This window comes from Pseudomonas sp. IAC-BECa141, assembly GCF_020544405.1.
GTDB lineage: Bacteria > Pseudomonadota > Gammaproteobacteria > Pseudomonadales > Pseudomonadaceae > Aquipseudomonas.
This window is the reverse complement of the sequence record NZ_CP065410.1, coordinates 322,198-343,635: the sequence shown is the minus strand read 5'-3', so window position 1 is coordinate 343,635 and position 21,438 is coordinate 322,198. Positions and strand designations below refer to the sequence as shown.

23 protein-coding genes and 1 tRNA gene are annotated in these 21,438 nt (G+C 58.8%); 10 read left to right on the top strand and 14 right to left on the bottom strand.

The annotated features are described in order from the left end of the window. The first annotated feature begins 373 nt into the window (after window positions 1-373). The 7 genes from I5961_RS01550 to I5961_RS01520 all read left to right on the top strand — a co-directional run bounded on the left by I5961_RS01550 (window position 374) and on the right by I5961_RS01520 (window position 5,896). A complete protein-coding gene (locus tag I5961_RS01550; protein ID WP_007897462.1) occupies window positions 374-1,147 on the top strand; it encodes an ABC transporter ATP-binding protein in 774 nt (257 codons plus the stop codon). A gap of 13 nt (window positions 1,148-1,160) precedes the next feature. Then, entirely contained in the window at window positions 1,161-1,907 is a 747-nt protein-coding gene (locus tag I5961_RS01545; protein ID WP_085684088.1) for an ABC transporter substrate-binding protein, read from the top strand. 78 nt (window positions 1,908-1,985) lie between these two features. Next, the gene (locus I5961_RS01540) at window positions 1,986-2,681 is read left to right on the top strand and encodes an ABC transporter permease (RefSeq protein ID WP_085698042.1); all 696 of its coding nucleotides are present in this window, start codon (window positions 1,986-1,988) and stop codon (window positions 2,679-2,681) included. Beyond that, the gene (locus tag I5961_RS01535) at window positions 2,678-3,367 is read left to right on the top strand and encodes an ABC transporter permease (RefSeq protein WP_007952568.1); all 690 of its coding nucleotides are present in this window, start codon (window positions 2,678-2,680) and stop codon (window positions 3,365-3,367) included. The genes I5961_RS01540 and I5961_RS01535 overlap by 4 nt, the downstream gene beginning before the upstream one ends. Further along, complete coding sequence (locus tag I5961_RS01530) at window positions 3,348-4,583, top strand: methyltransferase (protein ID WP_227234143.1); 1,236 nt, start codon at window positions 3,348-3,350, stop codon at window positions 4,581-4,583. Before I5961_RS01535 ends, I5961_RS01530 begins: the two co-directional genes overlap by 20 nt. A gap of 345 nt (window positions 4,584-4,928) precedes the next feature. After that, on the top strand, window positions 4,929-5,744 hold the full coding sequence (locus I5961_RS01525) for an FkbM family methyltransferase (RefSeq protein ID WP_227234141.1): 816 nt from the start codon (window positions 4,929-4,931) through the stop codon (window positions 5,742-5,744). 76 nt (window positions 5,745-5,820) lie between these two features. Continuing rightward, a tRNA-Thr gene (locus I5961_RS01520) sits at window positions 5,821-5,896 on the top strand. Between the two features lie 115 nt (window positions 5,897-6,011). Here the strand turns inward: I5961_RS01520 and I5961_RS01515 are convergent. Beyond that, complete coding sequence (locus tag I5961_RS01515) at window positions 6,012-6,437, bottom strand: type II toxin-antitoxin system HicB family antitoxin (protein ID WP_227234139.1); 426 nt, start codon at window positions 6,435-6,437, stop codon at window positions 6,012-6,014. Between the two features lie 528 nt (window positions 6,438-6,965). Here I5961_RS01515 and I5961_RS01510 point away from each other — a divergent pair. Further along, window positions 6,966-7,232: a DUF3077 domain-containing protein gene (locus tag I5961_RS01510; protein WP_085698038.1), complete on the top strand. Its 267-nt coding sequence runs from the start codon at window positions 6,966-6,968 to the stop codon at window positions 7,230-7,232. 58 nt (window positions 7,233-7,290) lie between these two features. Here I5961_RS01510 and I5961_RS01505 read toward each other — a convergent pair whose 3' ends face one another. The 4 genes from I5961_RS01505 to I5961_RS01490 all read right to left on the bottom strand — a co-directional run bounded on the left by I5961_RS01505 (window position 7,291) and on the right by I5961_RS01490 (window position 9,776). After that, the gene (locus tag I5961_RS01505) at window positions 7,291-8,001 is read right to left on the bottom strand and encodes an SDR family NAD(P)-dependent oxidoreductase (protein ID WP_085608639.1); all 711 of its coding nucleotides are present in this window, start codon (window positions 7,999-8,001) and stop codon (window positions 7,291-7,293) included. A gap of 33 nt (window positions 8,002-8,034) precedes the next feature. Beyond that, on the bottom strand, window positions 8,035-8,679 hold the full coding sequence (locus I5961_RS01500) for a DsbA family oxidoreductase (protein WP_227234138.1): 645 nt from the start codon (window positions 8,677-8,679) through the stop codon (window positions 8,035-8,037). Next, window positions 8,676-8,894: a tautomerase family protein gene (locus I5961_RS01495; RefSeq protein WP_007952610.1), complete on the bottom strand. Its 219-nt coding sequence runs from the start codon at window positions 8,892-8,894 to the stop codon at window positions 8,676-8,678. The genes I5961_RS01500 and I5961_RS01495 overlap by 4 nt, the downstream gene beginning before the upstream one ends. A 348-nt stretch (window positions 8,895-9,242) precedes the next feature. Continuing rightward, window positions 9,243-9,776: a PBECR2 nuclease fold domain-containing protein gene (locus I5961_RS01490; protein WP_227234136.1), complete on the bottom strand. Its 534-nt coding sequence runs from the start codon at window positions 9,774-9,776 to the stop codon at window positions 9,243-9,245. A gap of 446 nt (window positions 9,777-10,222) precedes the next feature. Here I5961_RS01490 and I5961_RS01485 point away from each other — a divergent pair, with 446 nt between their 5' ends. Next, window positions 10,223-11,149 (top strand): LysR family transcriptional regulator, encoded by a 927-nt coding sequence (locus I5961_RS01485; protein WP_085698035.1) that lies wholly within the window; start codon window positions 10,223-10,225, stop codon window positions 11,147-11,149. Here I5961_RS01485 and I5961_RS01480 read toward each other — a convergent pair. The 9 genes from I5961_RS01480 to I5961_RS01440 form a co-directional block, all read right to left on the bottom strand. After that, complete coding sequence (locus I5961_RS01480) at window positions 11,066-11,383, bottom strand: AzlD domain-containing protein (RefSeq protein WP_007952614.1); 318 nt, start codon at window positions 11,381-11,383, stop codon at window positions 11,066-11,068. The genes I5961_RS01485 and I5961_RS01480 overlap by 84 nt on opposite strands. Continuing rightward, window positions 11,362-12,078, bottom strand: a complete 717-nt coding sequence (locus I5961_RS01475) for an AzlC family ABC transporter permease (RefSeq protein ID WP_227234135.1) — start codon at window positions 12,076-12,078, stop codon at window positions 11,362-11,364. The genes I5961_RS01480 and I5961_RS01475 overlap by 22 nt, the downstream gene beginning before the upstream one ends. Further along, complete coding sequence (locus I5961_RS01470; protein ID WP_007952618.1) at window positions 12,075-12,452, bottom strand: GNAT family N-acetyltransferase; 378 nt, start codon at window positions 12,450-12,452, stop codon at window positions 12,075-12,077. Before I5961_RS01470 ends, I5961_RS01475 begins: the two co-directional genes overlap by 4 nt. 79 nt (window positions 12,453-12,531) lie before the next feature. After that, complete coding sequence (locus I5961_RS01465; protein ID WP_011331995.1) at window positions 12,532-13,278, bottom strand: 2OG-Fe dioxygenase family protein; 747 nt, start codon at window positions 13,276-13,278, stop codon at window positions 12,532-12,534. Between the two features lie 231 nt (window positions 13,279-13,509). After that, the gene (locus I5961_RS01460) at window positions 13,510-14,811 is read right to left on the bottom strand and encodes an OprD family porin (protein ID WP_085698033.1); all 1,302 of its coding nucleotides are present in this window, start codon (window positions 14,809-14,811) and stop codon (window positions 13,510-13,512) included. A gap of 299 nt (window positions 14,812-15,110) precedes the next feature. Then, the gene (locus I5961_RS01455) at window positions 15,111-15,779 is read right to left on the bottom strand and encodes a DsbA family protein (RefSeq protein WP_227234133.1); all 669 of its coding nucleotides are present in this window, start codon (window positions 15,777-15,779) and stop codon (window positions 15,111-15,113) included. Between the two features lie 239 nt (window positions 15,780-16,018). Beyond that, entirely contained in the window at window positions 16,019-16,231 is a 213-nt protein-coding gene (locus tag I5961_RS01450; RefSeq protein ID WP_007952633.1) for a hypothetical protein, read from the bottom strand. 245 nt (window positions 16,232-16,476) lie between these two features. Continuing rightward, window positions 16,477-17,583, bottom strand: coding sequence for an agmatine deiminase (gene aguA / locus I5961_RS01445; protein ID WP_007952634.1), 1,107 nt, complete (start codon window positions 17,581-17,583; stop codon window positions 16,477-16,479). A gap of 179 nt (window positions 17,584-17,762) precedes the next feature. Further along, window positions 17,763-20,675: an aminotransferase gene (locus I5961_RS01440; RefSeq protein ID WP_227234132.1), complete on the bottom strand. Its 2,913-nt coding sequence runs from the start codon at window positions 20,673-20,675 to the stop codon at window positions 17,763-17,765. A gap of 180 nt (window positions 20,676-20,855) precedes the next feature. On the opposite strand from I5961_RS01440, the gene rfbC reads away from it, so the two are divergent. Continuing rightward, window positions 20,856-21,401, top strand: a complete 546-nt coding sequence (gene rfbC, locus I5961_RS01435; RefSeq protein WP_085698029.1) for a dTDP-4-dehydrorhamnose 3,5-epimerase — start codon at window positions 20,856-20,858, stop codon at window positions 21,399-21,401. Window positions 21,402-21,438 lie beyond the last annotated feature (37 nt).

Genomic DNA, 21,438 nt, shown 5'->3' with positions numbered 1-21,438 from the left:
TGGCCTTTCGCCAAAGCGTTACCCTGCGACCCACTTTTCAAACGAATCAGCGCACCAGAAACACACTGAAAAAGTACGGGATGCACAATAAAAGGGCGAATGAGGAACGTTCGGCCGGTTAGCGCTTCCAACACCCCGCCAAAGGTGGCAACATCGCGCCTTTTTTTACGCGACACCCACGGGAATCCACGTTCAAACACCCGTTCGGTTGTTGATGGGGCGACAGTCTGCTGCGCCGATGCGACAACCTGCCACACGCCATCCGTTTACCGCTCGTAGCGCTGTTGGCTGCCATTGAAACGCTATGCTAGCTTGGCCGCCTCGCCAGGAAGGCCAACCAACAGCAGGAGCGCAACATATATGAGGAACGCACATGGCTGAGGCCACGCCCGCGCTTGAAATCCGCAACTTGCACAAACGCTACGGACAGCTTGAGGTGCTCAAAGGCATCTCGCTGACCGCCCGCGACGGCGATGTGATCTCGATCCTCGGTTCCTCCGGTTCCGGCAAGTCCACGTTCCTGCGTTGCATCAACCTGTTGGAAAACCCGCACCAGGGCCAGATCCTGGTCGCTGGCGAAGAACTCAAGCTCAAGGCCGCCAAGAATGGCGAACTGGTTGCCGCCGACGGCAAACAGATCAATCGCCTGCGCTCCGAGATTGGTTTTGTATTTCAAAACTTTAATCTATGGCCGCACATGAGCGTGCTCGACAACATCATCGAAGCCCCGCGCCGCGTGCTCGGCCAGAGCAAGGCCGAAGCCATCGAAGTCGCCGAAGCGCTGCTGGCCAAGGTCGGCATCGCCGACAAGCGCCACGCCTACCCGGCGCAACTGTCCGGCGGCCAGCAACAGCGCGCGGCGATTGCCCGCACACTGGCGATGCAGCCAAAGGTGATCCTGTTCGACGAACCCACCTCCGCCCTTGACCCGGAAATGGTCCAGGAAGTACTTAATGTCATCCGCGCACTGGCCGAAGAAGGCCGCACCATGCTGCTCGTGACCCATGAAATGGGATTCGCCCGTCAGGTCTCCAGCGAAGTGGTGTTCCTCCACCAGGGCCTGGTCGAAGAGCAAGGATCGCCACAGCAGGTGTTCGAGAACCCGCTTTCGGCGCGCTGCAAACAATTCATGTCCAGCAACCGCTAACGGAGCTACCCGCATGCAGAACTACAAAAAGGTCTTCCTGGCCGCCGCCGTCACTCTCGCGTTCAGCGCCGGTGCCATGGCCGAGACCCTGAAGATGGGCATCGAAGCGGCTTACCCGCCGTTCAACAACAAAGACGCCAGCGGCAACGTCGTCGGCTTCGATAAAGACATCGGCGACGCCCTGTGCGCCAAGATGAAAGTTGAATGCTCCGTAGTCACCTCGGACTGGGACGGCATCATCCCGGCCCTGAACGCCAAGAAGTTCGACTTCCTGATTTCCTCGATGTCGATCACCGACGAGCGCAAGCAAGCGGTGGACTTCACCGACCCGTACTACTCCAACAAGCTGCAATTCATCGCGCCGAAGGATAAAGAGTTCAAGACCGACAAGGACTCCCTGAAAGGCAAAGTGATCGGTGCCCAACGCGCGACCCTCGCCGGTACGTACATGGAAGACAACATGCCGGGCGTCGAAGTGAAACTCTACGACACCCAGGAAAACGCCTACCTCGACCTGACTTCCGGTCGTCTGGACGGCATCCTCGCCGACAAATACGTCAACTACGAATGGCTGAAAAGCGACGCTGGCAAAGCCTACGAATTCAAAGGCGACCCGGTGGAAGAAAGCGACAAGATCGGTATCGCTGTACGCAAAGGCGACCCGATCCGCGAGAAGCTGAACGCTGCACTGAAGGAAATCGTCGCCGACGGTACCTACAAGAAGATCAACGACAAGTACTTCCCGTTCAGCATCTACTGATCCTGACCTGCCGGATCGGCACCGTCACATGGCGGCGCCGATCCCCGGCCTTGCCTGCCGCGATTTGAAAAGAAATCCATGATTATCGACCTCCACGGATTCGGCCCGGCGCTCTTCGCCGGTGCGCTGATGACCGTCAAACTGGCACTCTCGGCCCTGTGCCTGGGGCTGGTGCTCGGTCTGCTCGGCGCCTTGGCCAAGACTTCCCCGTACAAGCCGTTGCAGTGGCTTGGCGGAACCTATTCGACCCTGGTGCGCGGTGTCCCGGAATTGCTCTGGGTGCTGTTGATCTACTTCGGTACGGTCAACGCGATGCGCGCGCTCGGTGAGTTCCTCGGCAATCCCGAACTGGAACTCAGCGCCTTTGCCGCCGGCGTCATTGCGCTGGGCCTGTGCTTCGGCGCCTACGCCACAGAGGTGTTTCGTGGCGCGATCCTCGCCATTCCCAAAGGCCACCGTGAGGCCGGCGTGGCCCTGGGCCTGTCGAAATGGCGGATCTTCACCAAATTGATCATGCCGCAGATGTGGCGCATCGCCCTGCCCGGCCTGGGTAACCTTTTCATGATCCTGATGAAGGACACCGCGCTGGTGTCGGTCATTGGCCTGGAAGAAATCATGCGTCACGCGCAGATCGGCGTGACCGTGTCCAAGCAGCCATTCACCTTTTATATGGTGGCGGCGCTCATGTACCTGTGCCTGACCGTGCTGGCGATGATCGGCATGCATCTGCTGGAAAAACGCGCCGCACGCGGCTTCGCGAGGAGCGCTCAATGAATTGGGAAGTCATCATCAAATGGCTGCCGAAACTGGCCCAGGGCGCGACGCTGACCCTGGAACTGGTGGCCATCGCCGTGATCGCCGGTTTGCTGCTGGCAATTCCGCTGGGTATCGCCCGTTCTTCGAAGCTGTGGTACGTGCGCGCTTTGCCCTACGCCTACATCTTCTTTTTCCGTGGCACGCCGTTGCTGGTTCAACTGTTCCTGGTCTACTACGGCCTGGCGCAGTTCGATGCGGTGCGTAACAGCTCGATGTGGCCATACCTGCGCGACCCGTTCTGGTGCGCCACTGCGACCATGACCCTGCACACCGCAGCGTACATCGCCGAGATCCTGCGCGGCGCGATCCAGGCGATTCCGCCGGGCGAGATCGAAGCGGCACGGGCACTGGGCATGTCACGGCCGAAAGCACTGTTCTACATCATCCTGCCGCGTGCCGCGCGCATCGGTCTGCCGGCCTACAGCAACGAAGTAATCCTGATGCTCAAGGCCAGCGCCCTGGCCAGCACCGTGACTCTGCTGGAACTGACCGGCATGGCGCGCACGATCATTGCCCGCACTTACTTGCCGGTGGAGATCTTCTTCGCTGCCGGTGTGTTCTACCTGGTGATGGCCTACGTGCTGGTTCGCGGCTTCAAGCTGCTTGAACGCTGGCTGCGCGTCGATGCGTGCCAGGGGCGCTGATTCTTCTGACGTGCTGATGGGCGAGGATCTGCTCGCCCGTTTCACGGCACTGGATACATTTCTCACAGCGCATCAGGCGCTGTGGAAGCCCCGCCCGTTCACTCATCTGCAACTGCCTTGGGAAGCGTCCTACCCGGAACTGGCCTCGTGGCTACGCAGGCGATCGCTGGAAGATGCGGAAAACGCCCACAACCAACCTGCCGAACTTATAGATTCGCCGGAGCCGTTTGCTTCATTGGCAACGTTGTCGCTTGAGCTGGGTTCGGTGGGTGATTTGCCTGCGCATACGCTGGAAGCCGCCGGACATCGCCTGAATATCGATGTGCCGGGGCGCAAATGGCAGCAGATCGAGGCGTTCGCCAGTCGCTTGTCGTTTGCCGCGCAACCGAAGCACTGGCTGGATTGGTGTTCGGGCAAAGGCCACTTGGGCAGGCGTCTGCTCGGTGCTGGTCAGCAACTCACATGCCTGGAATATGACCCGGCGCTGGTCGCCAGCGGTCAGGCATTGAGTCAGCGTCATCATTTGCATGCGCTGCATGTCGAGCAGGATGTGCTTGCGGCGAACACCGCATTGTTGCTGAGCGCCGAGCACACGCCCGTCGCTCTGCACGCATGCGGTGACTTGCACGTGCGGCTGATGCAACTGGCTTCGGCGGCTGGTTGCCGACAATTGGCCATCGCACCGTGTTGCTACAACCGGATCAGTCGCACGGAGTATCAGGCGCTATCTTGCGCCGGTTCGCGATCAGCCCTGCAGCTCTCGCTGGAAGATCTGTCCCTGCCTATGAGCGAAACCGTCACGGCTGGTGCCCGCGTCCGACGTCAGCGTGACGCCTCCATGGCCCGCCGACTGGCCTTTGATCTATTGCAACGGCAAGTGCGTGGCGTCGACGAATACTTGCCGACGCCGTCCCTGCCGAGCGCCTGGCTGGACAAACCGTTCGCCGATTACTGCCGCGATCTGGCAGCGTTGAAAGAGTTATCCACAGTTGGCGCGCCAGATTGGGTAGCACTGGAAGCCGCTGGTTGGCAGCGATTGGCCGAAGTTCGCAACCTGGAATTGCTGCGCGGACTGTTCCGACGGCCGCTGGAGCTTTGGCTGAATCTGGATCGGGCACTTTTCCTCACCGAACAAGGATACGTCGTACGTCTCGGCACCTTCTGCGAGGCGCCGCTCACACCGCGCAATTTCCTGTTGCTGGCAGAACGCGATTAATCCTTCACAGCCTGTGGATAACTCTGTTGATGGAATTGTCGTGGATCCAATATCCACGGCTGTTTCAGGCCATTAACAGCCTTGGTCATTTTTTGTTCACGAAAAGAAAAAACCGGCAAAACAGGGATTTGCAACTCAAATGAGAACCCGCTCACAAAAACCTGCCTAAGCGCGTTCTCTACAAAGCCTGTTGTGCATAAGCCTTCGAATAAAAGGACATAACCGCCGAATCGCGGACGCCGGCAACCGGCAATTGCGCCTGCCCACCGCCCTTGTTATACAGACCTACGCCGTGCAGGTAGCGCACGCCCGAACAAGAAAAAATCTGACCGACAGGAAGCGACCGTGACGTTCATTTCTTACGCACAGAATTTCGAGGACGTTCGCCTTTGGCGCGCCCTGCAATATTTTGAAAACGGTTTTTATATCGACGTCGGCGCCAATGACCCGATCCACGACTCGGTCACCAAGGCCTTTTACGATCGTGGCTGGCAGGGCATCAATGTCGAACCGATGCAGAACTACTACGACGCACTCCGCCAGCATCGCCCCCGCGACACCACGCTGCAATGCGTGGCCAGCGACCAGCCGGGCGAACTGACCTTTTTCGGTATTCCCGACACTGGCCTGTCCACCGCTGACCCGGTCGTTGCGCAAGAGCGCAAAAACCTCGGCATGAACGTGCAAAGCCTCACCGTCAACGCACGCACACTGACTTCGATCTGCGAAGAACACGCCGCCGAGCGGCCGATCCACTTCCTGAAAATCGACGTCGAAGGCCACGAAGAAACCGTCCTGCGCGGCATGGACTTCAGTCGATTCCGCCCATGGATCATCCTCATCGAAACCCCATGGGAGCGCGACCACACCTGGGAACACCTGGTGACCGACGCCGGCTACACCAACGTCCTGTTCGACGGCCTCAACAGCTTCTTCCTCGCCAACGAACACATCAACCTCAAACCCGCGTTCGACCTGCCACCGTGCAACCTCGACAACTTCCAGCTGTGCAAAGGCCACAACCTCGCCCACCCGGTAAACCCGGCACTGGAAACCGCCCTGCAACGCGCCGAACAAGCCGAAGCCGAACTGCGAGCCATGCAAAACAGCCGCGCCTGGCGCGCTGTACAAAAACTGCGCAACGTCCTGCGCCGGGCGTGATTCGAAGAGGGCGCAAAAATAGTCTGAATTCAGGGGTTTACAGAAGCACCCGAGTCGCTATAATCGTCGCCCACACGCCGGTATAGCTCAGATGGTAGAGCAACTGACTTGTAATCAGTAGGTCCCGGGTTCGATTCCTGGTGCCGGCACCATACAAAACAAAGCCCCTGCAGAAATGCAGGGGCTTTGTTGTTTCTGGGGTTTGGGTTTTCCGCGCCAAATGAAAAGCCTCCGACAGCAATCGCTGTCGGGGGCTTTTCTCCAATCCTACGCAGCCTCAACCGAGAGCAAAATCCGGCGCCCAAGCTGCTGCAATGCACGCTCGACATTCTCGATCTTGGAGTGATGCAGGAAATCGACTAATCGATCTACCTGGGGTCGTTGTACACCCAAGCGTCGTGCCAGTTCAGCTTTGCTGACCCCAGACTCCAGAAGCGTATTCCAGAGCCCAACCTTCGCAGCAGTCAGTGCAGGCAGACGCAATACCGCGTCACTTTCCTGCTCTCCCGCATCACCTGTCGGAATCAACCGGCGATCATCAACGTAGATCGATAAGGCTGTTTCCATTGCATCTATGGCGCCGTCGAGTGCTTCCTCGAGGGTGTCGCCAGCGGCGAGCATCTCTGGAATTTCTGCGCAGGACAACCAGACACTGCCCGGCTCCTGGTGGACTTCCAACGCATATTCGAACATCACGTTTCCTCTCATGGGGTACAAACTCAGTCTCACCCTTGTGGCCTAGCTGCATCGCTGAAACTCGATGTCGCTTATGCGCATCACGCGCTATTTCGGCAGAGCGACCGTGCAACATATTTGTTACCCATGCAACATAAGTGTTGCATGCGATTATGTCGGCCTCCCCGCCACCACCTGGCCACGATTGCGCTCTCCCCCTCCCTCAAGCTACCGTCAATCCCGTCGCTGCCAATTCAGCGACCGGGCCTGAGAACCCGCGTAAGATGCAGGCGCACCAGCGCCCCGACCCACGTTTGCCGGCGTTTTTTTGTGCCTGCATTTCCGTGCAATGGCGGCTGTGCGTGGGAGACCTTCGGGTCTGCCGGGTTCCTGTATCTCCGGTTTCTCAGCCTGCGCATAGCTGCCACCCTTTCGCCTGAGAACGAAGTGGTAGCGCTCATTTGATACAGGGAGTTTCACAAATGATTAGCATCGATCCGTCCAGAGTCTGCCCCTTCCACCAACCAGCCAACGGTAGGTGAAGCCATGACCAACCCCCACGATCTGAAAACCCTCGGCCTCACCCATTTCTCCTTCCAGTCCAACCACGCACTCTTCCGCACCAACCCCGGCGTCCCGGTCGTTACCGCCCTCTCCCACGCCTCGCATCTGCTTCATATTTCCAAACTGCTCACCTCGGATACTTCTGCCGCCAACGACCCGGAACTCCACGCCTGCGCCTCGCAATATTTGCAGGAGTTGAGCAAGGCGCTGGTCGATGATGCGGTCAAAGTGTTGAGTCCAGATCCGTAATCCGCCGCTCACAAAAAAGCCCTCGCATCGCTGCGAGGGCTTTGTGTTACCGGATCAATCAGTGCCCAGCGCTCTGCCCGCCATCCACATGCAGAATCTCACCGGTCACAAAGTTGGCGTTATCGAGATACACCACCGCCTGCGCAATGTCGTCGATCTCGCCCATGTGCCCAACCGGATGCAGCGCACCCAGTGCCGCGTGGGTTTCCTCGCCGTGCATTGGCGTTTTGATGATGCCCGGCGATACCGCGTTCACCCGGATTCCGCGTTTGGCGTATTCGATGGCCAGGGATTTGGTGGCGGCGTTGAGGCCGCCCTTGGTCAGGGAAGCGAGGACCGAGGGTACGCCGTCGATGGCATGGTCGACCAGGCTGGTGGTGATGTTGACCACGTGGCCCTTGCCCTGTTTTTCCATCTCGGCGATGGCCAGTTGGGTGATGTAGAAGAAGCCGTTGAGGTTGACCGACAGCACCGCCGCGTAGTCTTCCGGGGTGTAGGCGGTGAACGGTTTGGCGACGAAGATACCGGCGTTGTTGACCAGGGTGTCGATGCGGCCGAAGCGTGCCACGCCTTCGCTGATCACGCGTTGAGCAGTGGCCGGGTCGCCGATGTCGCCGGCGATGGTGAGGATCTGCGGGTCGTTCGACGGCTTGATCGAGCGCGAGGTGGCGACGATGTTGTAGCCCAGCTCACGGAAGGCCTTGACCATGCCTTCGCCCAGACCTTGGGAAGCACCGGTGATAACAACGGTTTTTTTCGAGTTGCTCATGATGAAATCCTCAATCAATAAGTGGGTGTTGAATCAGGCGATAGCCAGTTGTTTCAGCATTTGTTCGTAGTACTCGACCGATTGCGAACCGGACACCAGGTGCTTGCCGTTCAGGATCAGCGCGGGCACCGAGTTGATCCCGTGCCGCCGGTAGAACGCCTGCAGTTGGCGCACTTCGCTGGCGAATTCGTCGTTGGCCAGCACCTTGCGAGCCCTCGCCGCATCCAGCCCCGCTTCGGTCGCCAGACGAATCAGCGTCGGGTGATCGTTGGGGTTGTCGCCGTCGCGGAAGTAAGCGCGTAGCAGGATCTTTTTCAGCGCGACTTGCCGACCCTCCTGCGCCGCCCACATCAGCAAGCGATGGGCGTCGAAGGTGTTGTGAAAGTGCGTGCGTTTCTCCAGGTCGAACTCGAAACCGATGGCCTTGCCGCGTTCGATCTGCATCTTCTTGCCGGCAGCGACGTCTTCGGCGGTGCGGCCGTATTTGCGCATCAGGTGCTGCACGGCCGGTTCACCTTCGGCGGGCATGTCCGGGTTGAGTTCGAAGGGCTTGTAGGTCAGCTCCACCGAAATCTCGCCGGCCAGATTGCCGATCGCCTGCTCCAGCGCTGTCGCCCCGAGTGCGCACCAGGGGCACACCACGTCGGAAACGAAATCGATGGTCACGGTCGGGGTCATGACTGACCCCGTTCCGCCAGTTGTCGGCGGTATTCGGTGGTGGTGATGCCGGCGTAGCCCCAGTTATCGGTGTCGACTTCTTCGATCACGATGTGGGTCAGGTCCGGGCGTTTGTTGAGGACGCGTTCCAGGGTTTCAGTGATTTCGGCGATCACCTGAGCTTTCTGCTCACGGGTAACGCCGTCGCGGGTGATGCGTACGCTGACAAATGGCATGACGACTACTCCAGTGACCTGCCCTCGGGATGATGGTCAGGTGTTGGAGCTCAATTTAGGCGCGTGCCGGGAGGGGAAAAAGTAGGGGCGGGGTACTTCATTTGTGAGGTGGTGTAATGAATTGAAACACCTACGTCGCTCCCAGTTACCCCCTGAAGTCTCGGGTTGACACATCGAATTCAGTGGCCGAGAATCGGCCCCAAGAGCGCGAAACCGACTGCCATCAGGTGGCTATAGTCGGCGTTAGGAACCCCGTTGATGACCTGAAAATCAGCGTTCGGGTGAGACCTCTTCTCCCCTGCTTGAGGGAGCACAATATCAAGCAACTTTTTCGTGAAGGGCAGCCTATCAAGGCTGCCCTTTTTGTTTGGACCATCGGTAACGTTGAAACAGTAGCTCTCCATGCCGATGCTTGTTCAGACCCTTTTTTTCACAGTTCATGAAGTTCCAGAGTACGTTGCCATGATCGATATGGATCACGACCAGCATCTGGTATTTCGTGTTGTAGGCACCGATATATGAGAGCCGGAAAGAGTCGTCATCGTAGGAAATCTTCCAGATCTCTAACGGTTTTTTCAGGGTGTCTTGCGCGAAGTCTGTGAAGCGCTCCCGAGCATTCGGACGTTTTTCCACAATGTGCAACAAGTGCTCGCGCCTCACCAGAACTGGGCAAATGGGTGTCTCAATCACAGTCGAATTGAGGCCGTCATGAAGTCCGAAGCCTTTGGCAACTTGCTCCCATGCAGCCTCCAGACTCTCGGCGCCCGGACGTTCTCTGATCGCAGAAGTCAGCAACTCGGGATCAATGTCCCGAATGTCCGGTAAACCATGATCCTTCCAGTTCTTTTGTTCAGGTAACGCCATGCTCCAAGGCAAATTCATTGGCACCTTCTCGCTAGCTTCGCGGATGCCGGCATTGCCTGGATATCCAATGGCCTCGGACTGAAAAAGTCCCGAAAGTAACTGCCTGATATTTCAGCCACTTGTACTGCGCTAATAAATCAGCCCGTTCTTGTCTTTCAATAGGAGGCTTCCGACATCAACGCAGAACAGCGCGAGATGGCTTTACGAAATTGTCCCAGCCGCTGTAACCCAACCGCACAAAAAAGTGCCCGACTCCTTCGCGTCGTGCACTTTTTTTGACCCCAATCACCCCCGCGTCGCCAAAAACCCCGATCCTGTGTCAGCCTCCAGCCATCGGCGCGGACATCAATTCGCTACTAATTGCGCGACAACTATGCTCAGGTACAGGAATATAGCCGGCAAATGGAGCCGTTCAGGCCGTCACGTACACAACAATACCCAGCCCACTTCAGAGGGCATTACCCATGGATAGCAGAACCTTACGCAACCTCATGCGCATCGTGCAGACCGGCTCGTTGTCGGCCGCAGCCGAGCATTCGTGCCTGACCGTGCAGGCCCTGGCCGCACAGTTGAACAAGGTCGAAGAGCAGTTCGGTTTCCGCTTGTTTAGACGATCCAACAAGGGGCTGACGCTGACGCCGCAAGGCACGGAGCTGACGCCCTATATGGACAGAGTGCTGATTGCCACGCGGCAGATGGAAGAGAAAGTCGAAGCGTTGAAGGTGCCGGGACAGCGCACGCTGAAAGTGGCGTTGAACACTACACTGGACCCGGATTTCAACCGGCGACTGATCGGACGCCTGATCGAGGTGTTTCCCGACTATCAGATGGAATTCAGCTACGCCGAATCGATGGAAAACCTCAGCAAGCTGAAGAACGAGGATTTCGATCTGGCGGTGCTGATCGGGCCGCAGCGTCCGGGCTTGCCGAGCATTGTCCTGCCGGAAGTGCAGGTGCAGGTGGTCGGCGCGCACTGTGGTCAGGAGAACGATCCGCTGACGTTGCTCGGCAACAAGTTTCAGGTGCGTCCGGCAGAAGATTGTCCGTATTCCCACAGCTTTTTGCGTTTTCTCGACGCCGGGCTGGGCAATTACGAGAACAGTCAGCGGACGATCTACTCCTGCAGCGAAACGCTGACCTTGTCGCTCATCACGCAGATGGACGCCATCGGCATGGTCTCTCGCGAGGCCGCTCAGAAAAACGGCCTGACGATCTTCCCCGGGTTCGAGGATTTCCTCGAAGTGCGCCTGGCGGTGAACAACCCGGACCTGTCCGGCCAGGCGTTGAACGACGTGGTCGATCTTCCGCTACATGAACGAGCCGAGCGCAATGTACGCAGCCGTCCCAACCGCCACACTGAGAAAGAGGTTTTTGCTGAAGTACGCACATAACAGCGTCGGAATCGCTGCATAAAATTCCGGGCGATCGAGCTGTATGTGCTGATCCTTGATCAACAAGGGTGTCAGGCTGATCGCAGCGACGATCGCCACCGGCAGGTATTCCAGCGCCCGGGCGACGAAGGGCGGCCAGTGCTCGGTGTTGACCTGCAGCGGCAGAGCCCGAGGCAGAAAGGTCACGGCCATCATGAGCGCGACCACCAGAATCAGGAACGTTTGGTCAGGCATACACCCACTCCGCAGCCCACAAACGTGGCGATGAAAACGTTGAACGGCGAGCTGCCCACCAGGCTCAGAGCGCCCATGCAGACGACGGCGGCCATGGCGGCGATGAGCTTGTTGCGGGTGTTGCACAGCGAGACCAGCACGTAGAGCATCATCGCGGTCAGCGCGTAATCGAGTTGGTACTTGATCAGGTGCGACGCGTACTGCGCACACAGGGCGCCGAGCAATCCGCCGATCACCCAGGAGGTGTGGCAGAACAGGTTGAAGCCGATCAGATAGCGGATATTCACCGGCGCACCGGAGCCGAGTTTGACGCTGTGGAAGGCAAACGATTCATCGGTCAGGCCGCCGGCGTAGCACCAGCGCTCCATGCGGCTCAGACCCAGCGCCCGCAGGGCTTTTGCCATGTAGACCGACATCAGCATGTGCCGCGCATTGATCAGAAACGTGGTCAGTACGATGGTGGTCAGCGACGCCCCGCTGCTGATCAGCGCCAGCGCCGCGAATTGCGAAGCCCCGGCATACACGAACAGACACATGGCCACCGGCAGCCACAGCGGCAGCCCCGCGTTGACCGCCATCAGCCCGAACACGAACGACACGGTGAAGTAACCGGCCACCACCGGGCTGGCTTCGGCAAAGGTGCGCGACGGCTGACGGTCGACCATCAGCGGCGCACTGCCGGATGTTTCATTCATAGATCCCTCTCAAATGTCCGCTCGCCATGAGGTTCGCAAAAACCCTGGGCCGTCCAGAAACGCTTGCCCGCGAGGTTAGCATCATCGACGAACAGGAACATCCGCAGCACACCGACCCGTTTCATGTCGGCCGACGCCGCTTCCACCAGCCGCTGGCCGACGCCCTGGCTGCGATAGCGCAGACTGACCGCCAGATGGTTGATCGTGCCGCGACTGCCGAGCATGCCACCCAGCACCGCGCCGACGATCTCGCCTTCGACATCGAAGGCCAGATAGGCCGTGGTAGTTTTCTGGATCAGCACGCCGCGCAGGCATTTGGCGTCCTGCCATTCGCAGAACGACACCTCGTCGAACTGGCGGAAGAAACGCTCCATGCGCTGTGCGTCCTTGGCCGTCGCGCGCCGCAGCACCACCGGCGTCGAGCATTCGACGCCGTCGATTGGGGTGATCTGATTAGCGAACAATGTCGAAAGCGGTCCCGGGCCGCGAGAAGGAAATCGCCAGGATCTGCCGGTACGCCATGGCGTGGGAGTGAGTGTTGCGTGCCGGTGTCACGTAGTGGCGCATGTCGCGGTCGAGGAAGTACGTGGTGTCGAGGATTTCCTGGTAAGTGGTCGATGCCAGTTGCTGCTCGTGAATGTCGTACAGGCGGCTTTCGGCGCCCTCGACATTGTTGCGCCCCCAGAAGTGCACGCCGCTGAACGGATAGCCGTCGCAGTGAATCCCCTCCGGAGTGATTTCCAGTTGTTTGCCGGGTTTGATCTCGATACGGATCTGATGGATCTGGCATTGCCAGATTTCATCGTGCAACTCTTCCGGCAACACGCTTTTGTACACTTCGAAATCGGTGTCGATCAGGCTGCGCATCACCGGCGAACTGATGACTTCGTCCGAGAAGTCCTGGAAGTGCCGCACCACACCGCCCACATAGCTGTTGTTGGCCTTGGACTGCACGTACGCGCGATGTTCCAGCTGCTTCAGTTCGCGCGTCTTGGGGTTGTATTCAAAGTCGCTGTAACGACGGTAACGCATGCCGGCTTCGGCCTGACCGTAGTAACTGTCAGGCTCCATGTTTTCCCAACTTTTGGTCAGTCTGACGAAGTCGGCGAAATGACCGTAGAGATTGAAGTCAGCACCCTGCACATTGGCGTACTTGTCGCGCCGTAGCGATTCGCCCACTTCTCTGGTTAAAACGATCATTACCCAATTCTCCGCTGCGTTGAGCGGCCTAATCTATTAGGTGGAGAATTTGCGTCCATGAGAAAGAATTTCAGGCATTTAAAGTGCTGTTTGAAACGCGATTTGAAGCCACCTGAAAGTGCATTTCAAATGACAAAAACACGGGTTTTTATGCTGTTTTTTCAAAAAGCGTCAAAAAAAACCCCGAACGAGTCGGGGTTTTTCTGTCGCGTCTTGCGGGTCAATCGATCATCAGAAGACGTTGATCGGGTAATCCACGAACACACGCAGTTCGTTGCCGCTGACGTTGTATTCGCTGGATTTCTGCGACACACGCAGGATCGAGCTACGCAGCTTGATGCTCAGGTCTTTGGCCGGGCCACTTTGCACGACGTACTTGAACTGGTTGAAATATTCGCGCTCGGTACCGCCAGTGCTGGTGGAGGTAGTGATGTTGTCGCCACGCACGTACGCGAAGTTGTAGCTCAGACCCGGTACGCCGAACGCCGTGAAGTCCAGACCGTAACCCAACTGCCAGCTGCGCTCGTCTTCAGCATTGAAGTCGGACCAGTAGGAGTTGGCCAGGTAGATGGTATTGCCGCCATCACCCACGCGCCCTTGTTCTTTCTGATAGCCGCCATAGGCATAGCCCAGGTTGCTGTCACCAGTGGAGCGCTGATGCGCCACGGTGAACGAGTGCGGGCCGGTGGCGAAAGTTGCTGCCAGGCTCCAGATCTTGTTGTCGTCGCCGGTCACACCATTTTCGCGGACATAGGAGTTGTCCAGCTTGGTGCGGTAGCCGTTGAAGTCCAGGGTCAGGGACTGGTCCTTGTCGATCGGGAACACGTAGTTGGCGTTCACGTATTGCTTCTTCAGCACGTCTTCGACGTCGGAAGCGTACAGCGCAGCCTTGAACTGTTCGGTGAACTGGTAGCTACCGCCCAACACGTTGATCGACTTCAGACCACCGCTGTCACGGCCTTCAGCGCTTTTGCGCGATTCGGCAGTAAAACGACCGGCATTCAGCTCCAGGCCTTTGATCTCTTTGGAAGTGATCAAGGTACCGGTGTAGCTTTCCGGCAACAGACGCACGTTGTCATAGCTCAGCACCGGCAGGGCCGGCATCTGGTCGCCGTAAGTCAATACGGTGTTGGAAATACGGAATTTGACGGCCGCGCCGCCCTTGGACAGGTCATGAGCGGCTTTATCGCTTGAGCCTGGCGGGTGATCGCCCTGCTTGAAAAAGTCGATACCCTGCGCGCCGGTATGGCCTTCGCCACCATCCAGACGCAGTGCATACAGACCGAAAGCGTCCACACCCACACCTACGGTGCCTTGAGTGAAACCGGACGAGAACGTACCGATGGCCGCCTGGCCCCACTCGGCTTTGTCTTTACGACCGTCTTTGTAGTCACGATTGATGTAGGCATTGCGCAGCAGCACTTTGAGGCTGCTGTCTTCCACAAAACCCTTGGACTCGGCCTGGTCGTTAGCCATTGCCTGAGTGGCGCTCAACATCCCCAGTGCGATCAAACTGATTCGCTTGTTCAACATCTTGTTTTCCTTATTACGGGTTGAAACGCGCTGTGTCGAACGGCTGAAACGGCGCTTGGTGCACTCTTTTATTCACCCCGAAACAAAAAGACCCGCTCAAGACAATGTCATGGCGGGCCTGCTCCTGATTTTGAATCATGGCGGTTAGCCACAGGCGTTGGGCCGAATCGTAGCCGCGCCCTCAACAATGTGTCAATTTCAAGAATCGTCTTTAAATAGGCGAAAAACGTCTAAAAAAAGTAAATTTTGCGATGACCGATTGCACGGAACTGCCAGCAATCAGGGATTTTAATGCGGGATCATGCGCAACCGTCGAGGCCACAGACCGGCAGGCTTTCAGTCCCTCGCGCCGGTGTAAACGACTCCCTCAACCATTGGGCAAAGGCCTCTGGCTTGCCGAGCCACGGCCCGATATCAACCAATGCGAATTGACCGTCCTGTTCCAGTGCGAAAGTTGGAAAACCCTGCCCACCCAGTTTTGCCAACAGGGCGCGGCTGTTCTTTATGTGTTGTTCGGTGTCGACGGACTGCAAGGCATACAAGAACCTCTCGGCGTTGTAGCCCTGCGTCACCGCGTATTCCACAAGCACACTTTGGTCGGCAATTCGCCGCCCTTCGACATAGTGCGCAGTCTGCAAACGCCCAAGCATTTCCAGGCCACGGCCGTCGATTTTTTCGGCTGCCATCACAGCGGCAATTGGTGGTGTCGAATCAAACACCGCCGAGTGATCGCGCAACAGACCTTCGAAGTACGCTTCGCCAAACGGCTGACCGGTGTATTCGGCGATGCGCCGGTCGTGAGGCATCACGTAATTGCGAAGTTGCGGCGAAACGCTCTGGCGGTTGGCACCGGTCATCATGCCGCCGGCGTGGGCGATCACCGGCAGCACCTGCTGCGCGGCTTGCACCAGCGGTTTGGCGCCATAGCACCAGCCACACAGCGGGTCGTAGATGTAATGAAGAGCCATCGGAGAACTCCGGCAAAGGATGGGAAAGATGCCGGCACATTAGTCCCTCGGTCGCTGCGGAAAAACGCCGGAATGACTTTCAGTCTGTTGCGGCAATCGGTCGAATCAAAACCGCCAGCCGTCATCGCCAGAAAGGCAGTCAACCTGGTGGTCAACGACCCCAACAGCTTCTGATATCGCGTCCATAAAAAAAGCGCTGCCATCCCGGCAGCGCTTTTTACAATCCTTGTTTGTTCTTCTTATCCTTCCATCACATCCCAGAGTGCTTCCAGTTCGGCCTCGCTGAACAGGCCAGCGGGGTAACGCTCGATCATCATCCGGCGCGGATCAGGTTCCCTGATCTGACGCGTTCCATTGGACTTCAACCAGTGCGCGACAATCTGGAGCGACTCACTATTTACAGCCATGGGATGCAACGTCCGCTCGCTGATTACGTTCACTTCGGCGTTCATTTCAGCGCTCTCTCCCCGTTCATGAGCGGCTAAGTTATCCAAGGTTTATGACAGAACCGTTGAAGTTCTCCCCCCTCCCTAGTGCGCCATAAGCGATACAAGAGCTATGCCAACGTAATCAAATTGTCGACCAGCGGACATAAAGAAACCCGCAGTCCTGACGGGCTGCGGGTTTCTCTTCAAGCATGGGCAACAAATGACTGCCCGGTCGTTTTTCCAATCAACTCAAGCTGTTACATCCGCACTCACTCTTTGTGCGGCGCGGGTTGCTGTTGGGTAAGGCAGTGAATGTTACCGCCCCCCAGTAACAGTTCACGGCCCGGCACCATGACCACTTCGTGTTGCGGGAACAGGTTCTGCAGGATCTCCCGGGCCGGAGCATCCATCGGGTCGTCAAAGCTCGGTGCGATGATGCCGCCATTGACGATCAGGAAGTTCACGTAGGAACCGGCCAGGCGCACGCTCGGATTGCGCTCCTGGGTGCCGTCCACCGGATCCACGCCCGCGCATTCTTCTTCAGTGGCAAACAGCGGCCCCGGAATCGGCATCTTGTGCACCGTGAACGGGCGCCCCTTGGCGTCGGTGCTGCTTTCCAGCACTTTCATCGCAGCCTGGCAGCGCGGGTAGTTCGGATCCTGCGGATCGTCAGTCCACGCCAGCAGCACTTCGCCCGGACGCACATAGCAGCAGAAGTTATCCACATGGCCGTCGGTTTCGTCGTTGAACAGGCCATCCGGCAGCCAGATGATCTTGTCTACCGACAGGTTTTCGCTGAGCACCGCTTCGATTTCTTCGCGGCCCAGGTGCGGGTTGCGATTGCGGTTGAGCAGGCATTCTTCGGTGGTGATCAGAGTGCCTTCGCCGTCGACGTGAATCGAGCCGCCTTCTAGCACAAAGCCTTCGGTGCGGTAACGCGGGCTGCGCTCGATTTCGAGGATCTTGCCGCCGACCTGGGAATCTCGGTTCCACGGCGAATACAGGCCGCCGTCAAAGCCGCCCCAAGCGTTGAAGTCCCAGTTCACACCGCGCACTTCACCGCTGTTGTTGATTACGAAAGTCGGGCCGCTGTCTCGGACCCACGCATCATCGCTGGACATCTCGACCACACGGATATTCGGCACGTCGAGACGAGCACGAGCGTTTTCGTACTGGCCGGCGGAGACCGCGACGGTCACCGGTTCAAAACGCGCGATGGCCTTGGCCACTGCCGCATGAGCAGCCTGAGCCGGTTTGCCGCCCAGACGCCAGTTGTCCGGACGCTCGGGCCAGATCATCCAGGTCTGGGTTTGCGGCGCCCACTCGGCCGGCATGTAGAAGCCATCGGCGCGTGGGGTACTTTTCAAGGTGGTCATGTCGATCAGACTCCAGGGAACCGTCGAGGTTTTTTCAACACGCCGTACAGAATTGGACGACGGACTATGGCAACTTTATAAACGATAAATATCGGCTTTAGAAGCCATAAACAAAAAACAATCCCAATTTACCCCGTTAAATATCGATACAAATCGGTATTTAACGGGTTCGAAACGCCTTAGAGTCCTTCTTCCAGCACCTTCACCAGCATGTCGACGAAGAAATCCACACTCTGACGCGAGGTGACCATCGGCGGCTTGATCTTCAGCACGTTCAGATAATCACCGGTCGGCTGCATGAAAATTCCCAACTCCCGCAGGCGATCACACAACCGCGTGGTTTCCTCGGTCGCCGGTTCCAGGGTTTCCCGATTGCGGATCAACTCGACCCCCAGGTAGAACCCGGAACCGTGCACCGCACCGACCAGCGGATATTGATCGATCAACGCCTCCAGCCGCGCCTTGAAGTGCGCGCCGACCACCTGGGCGTTTTCCCAGAGTTTTTCTTCTTCCATGACATCCAGCACCGTCATGCCGATCTGGCAGCTCACCGGACTGCCACCGGCGGACGAGAAAAAATAGCCCTCGGCTTCCAGCGCCTCGGCGATTTCCCGGCGGGTGATCACGGCGCCCAACGGCTGGCCGTTGCCCATGCCTTTGGCCATGGTGATGATGTCCGGCACCACGCCTTGCTCCTCGAAACCCCAGAAGAAGTGGCCCATGCGCCCGTAACCGACCTGCACCTCATCGGCGATACACACGCCGCCACGGGCGCGCACCATTTCATAGACCTTTTTCAGGTAACCCGGCGGTAGCGAGATCCCGCCCGCGTTGCCATAGACCGGCTCGCAGATGAACCCTGCCAGTTGACGTTTCTGCTCATCGATCTTCGCCAAATGCTGTTCGACGCTGCGCACGTAATCCGGCGCCGAATCCGGGCCGCGAAATTCGCCGCGATAGGTGTTGGGAGCGGTCACCGCATGTACCCAGTCCGGGCGACTGCTCAGGGCCTGCGGGTTATCGGCAATCGAGGTCGACACCGCATCCGCCCCTACCGTCCAGCCGTGATAGGCCTCCAGCACGCTGATCATGTCGCGTCCACCGCTGGCGGCCCACGCCAGACGAATCGCCAGGTCATTGGCCTCGCTGCCGCTGTTGACCAGGAACACCCGATCCATGCCCTCCGGCGCCAGTTTCAGCAAGCGCTCGGAAAACTCGGCGACCGCCGCATAGTTGAATCGCGAGTTGGTATTGAGCAGCGACCACTGCCGGCTCGCCACCGCCGCCATGCGCGGATGACCATGACCGAGCACCGCGACGTTGTTGAGCATGTCGAGATAGGAGCGGCCCTGCATGTCGATCAGGTGATTGCGCCAGCCACGTTCGATGCGCGGCGGGTCGACGTAATAGTGTTTCTGGGTGCGGGCGAAACTGGCGTCGCGGCGCGCCAGCAAGGTCTTGGCGTCCAGTTCCGGCTCGGCGTCGCAGGCCAGGCCCAGCAGCGCTGCCGGCGACGGGGACAACGCCTGCCACGCCGGCGCACGGCTCGGTGTACAGAACAGCGGCGCCTGCAGATGCGCATCGCGGACCCACTGCACAATCAACGGACCGTCCACCGAACCCAGCACCTGACCTTTGACCAGCGCTGCGCCGCTGTGCAACGAAGGCTTCACACCGAGCAAACGCAAGCTCAGTTGCGGGCCGTCGAGTCGCAGCGCGCCGTCAGCCGACAGGTGAAATACGCCAGCAAACGGTGCTTCCACCGTAGACCCCTGGGGCACATGCAATTCAACGTGCAGCGGGAATGTCTCTGGCTCTTCGGCACTGTCGGGCCGGGTGCGCGACAACCGGTATTGCCCGTATCGACTGGATGCCAGGCCGTGGATAGCAGCGGCTTCACTCAACAGACGCTGATCGATGCCAGGCTGCTCCCAGTTGCCCGCCTCGAAGTGCGCACTCAACACCCCCAGATCGATCAACGCGAACTCGCGCCCGACCAGACCGGGCAACAACGGCGCAAAGCCTTCACTGTCAATGGCCGGTAACGTCTGCCCCACTGCCGTGAGAATCGCCGCCTCCATCAATGCCAGCGGCACCGAAGTGGCGACCCGGAAGATTTCCCATTCGTGGGTCAGGTTGTCGCGGCTGTAGGTGTTGCCCGGATCGATGCTGACCTGTTGCTCGCCACTGAGCACCAGCACCGCCGCCCGCGCCACGATCAGCGGCCACAGCGCCAGAAGCTCTTCGCGTTGCAGCGGATTGACCGCGTGATAGGCCTGCACCGCCGGCAGAATCACGAACGGATCGCCGGCGGCGTGGTGCAGCAGCGCGGCGCAGGTGACCGACAGATCGGTGATGCGCCAGGTGCGCACCAGATCACCGAAATCGATGACGCCCTGCAACTGCCAGTGTCGCCGTGCGTCACGCTGCCAGACCACGTTGTCATCGGTGATGTCCATGTGGATCGCCTGCACCGGCAGCTTTTCCACCAGCGGTTGCAAACGAAGCCGGGCCTGCTCGCCAGCCTCGGCGATCAGCGCGCGCTGGCGTTCGTCTTCGATCACCGGCAGCAGGTGCTCGATCAGGGCGCTGGCGTGGCGCGCATCCCACTGCAACGTCCGCTCAAGCCCTGGATGATCGAAACCGGCGAGGGCCAGATCCATTTCGCCGCAAAGTCGACCGAAGCCGGCGACAACCTCATGGCCAAGATGATCAAGGGCCGTCAGCGGCTGCCCCTCGATGTAATCGAGCAGCCGCACATGCACCGACTCGCCCTCGACGTCCAGCGTCAGCAGGTCAGCGCCGTTGCTGGCTGCGATCACCCGAGGCACCTTCACCGCGCCCTGCTCGGCCAGGTACTTGAGGCCCGCATGCTGGGCTTGCAACTCCACCAGCGAATAGTCGCCCCGGCAGATCTTCAGCACGAACCGCCCACGCTCGCTGTCGACCCGGTAATTGAGGTCCTGTTGGCTGCCCAGAGCCAGTAACGTGCCGTTCAAGCCGTAATGCTGCGCCAGCAGATGCCGGGCCTGCTCCAGCGAAACCTGAGGACTGGGCAAACTGGCGCGATGAATCAACGTGGCGAACGACATGGAACGACCCCTGAAATTTTATTAGGCGCCTATATCGCCATTGCTTCGGGCGATAAGCAACCCCCGACCATCCGTCCCCCGACACGCAGCGAAGCAGATGGATTTGCATGCCTCCCCTCGCACCCAACGGCACTTTGCGCAAGAATGTCGGCCATTCAAACCTGCCACTGGAATATCCCGATGAATGTAATCCCCACTGACCTGCCTGGTGTCCTGATCATCGAACCCAAGGTGTTCGGTGACGAGCGCGGGTTCTTTTACGAAAGCTTCAATGCCCAGGCCTTTCAGGACGCGACCGGCCTCGACACGCAGTTCGTGCAGGACAACCATTCGCGCTCGCAGAAAGGCGTTCTGCGCGGGCTGCATTACCAGTTGGAAAACACCCAGGGCAAACTGGTCCGCGTCACCGTCGGCGAAGTCCTCGATGTCGCCGTGGATATCCGCCGCAGCTCGCCGCATTTCGGCAAGTGGGTGGCGGTGCGTCTGTCTGCCGACAACCATCGTCAATTGTGGGTACCGGAAGGTTTCGCCCATGGTTTCGTGGTGCTGAGCGAATTCGCCGAATTCCTCTACAAGACCACCGACTACTACAACCCGTCGTCCGAGCGCAGCATTCGCTGGGACGACCCGGACCTGGGCATCGACTGGCAACTGGATGAAGCGCCAAAACTGTCGGCCAAGGATCAGGCTGCCGCCCTCCTCAAGGACGCCGACGTCTTTTCCTGAAGTCCTGTGTGAATCTTCAGCGCCGCTGCACACCGGG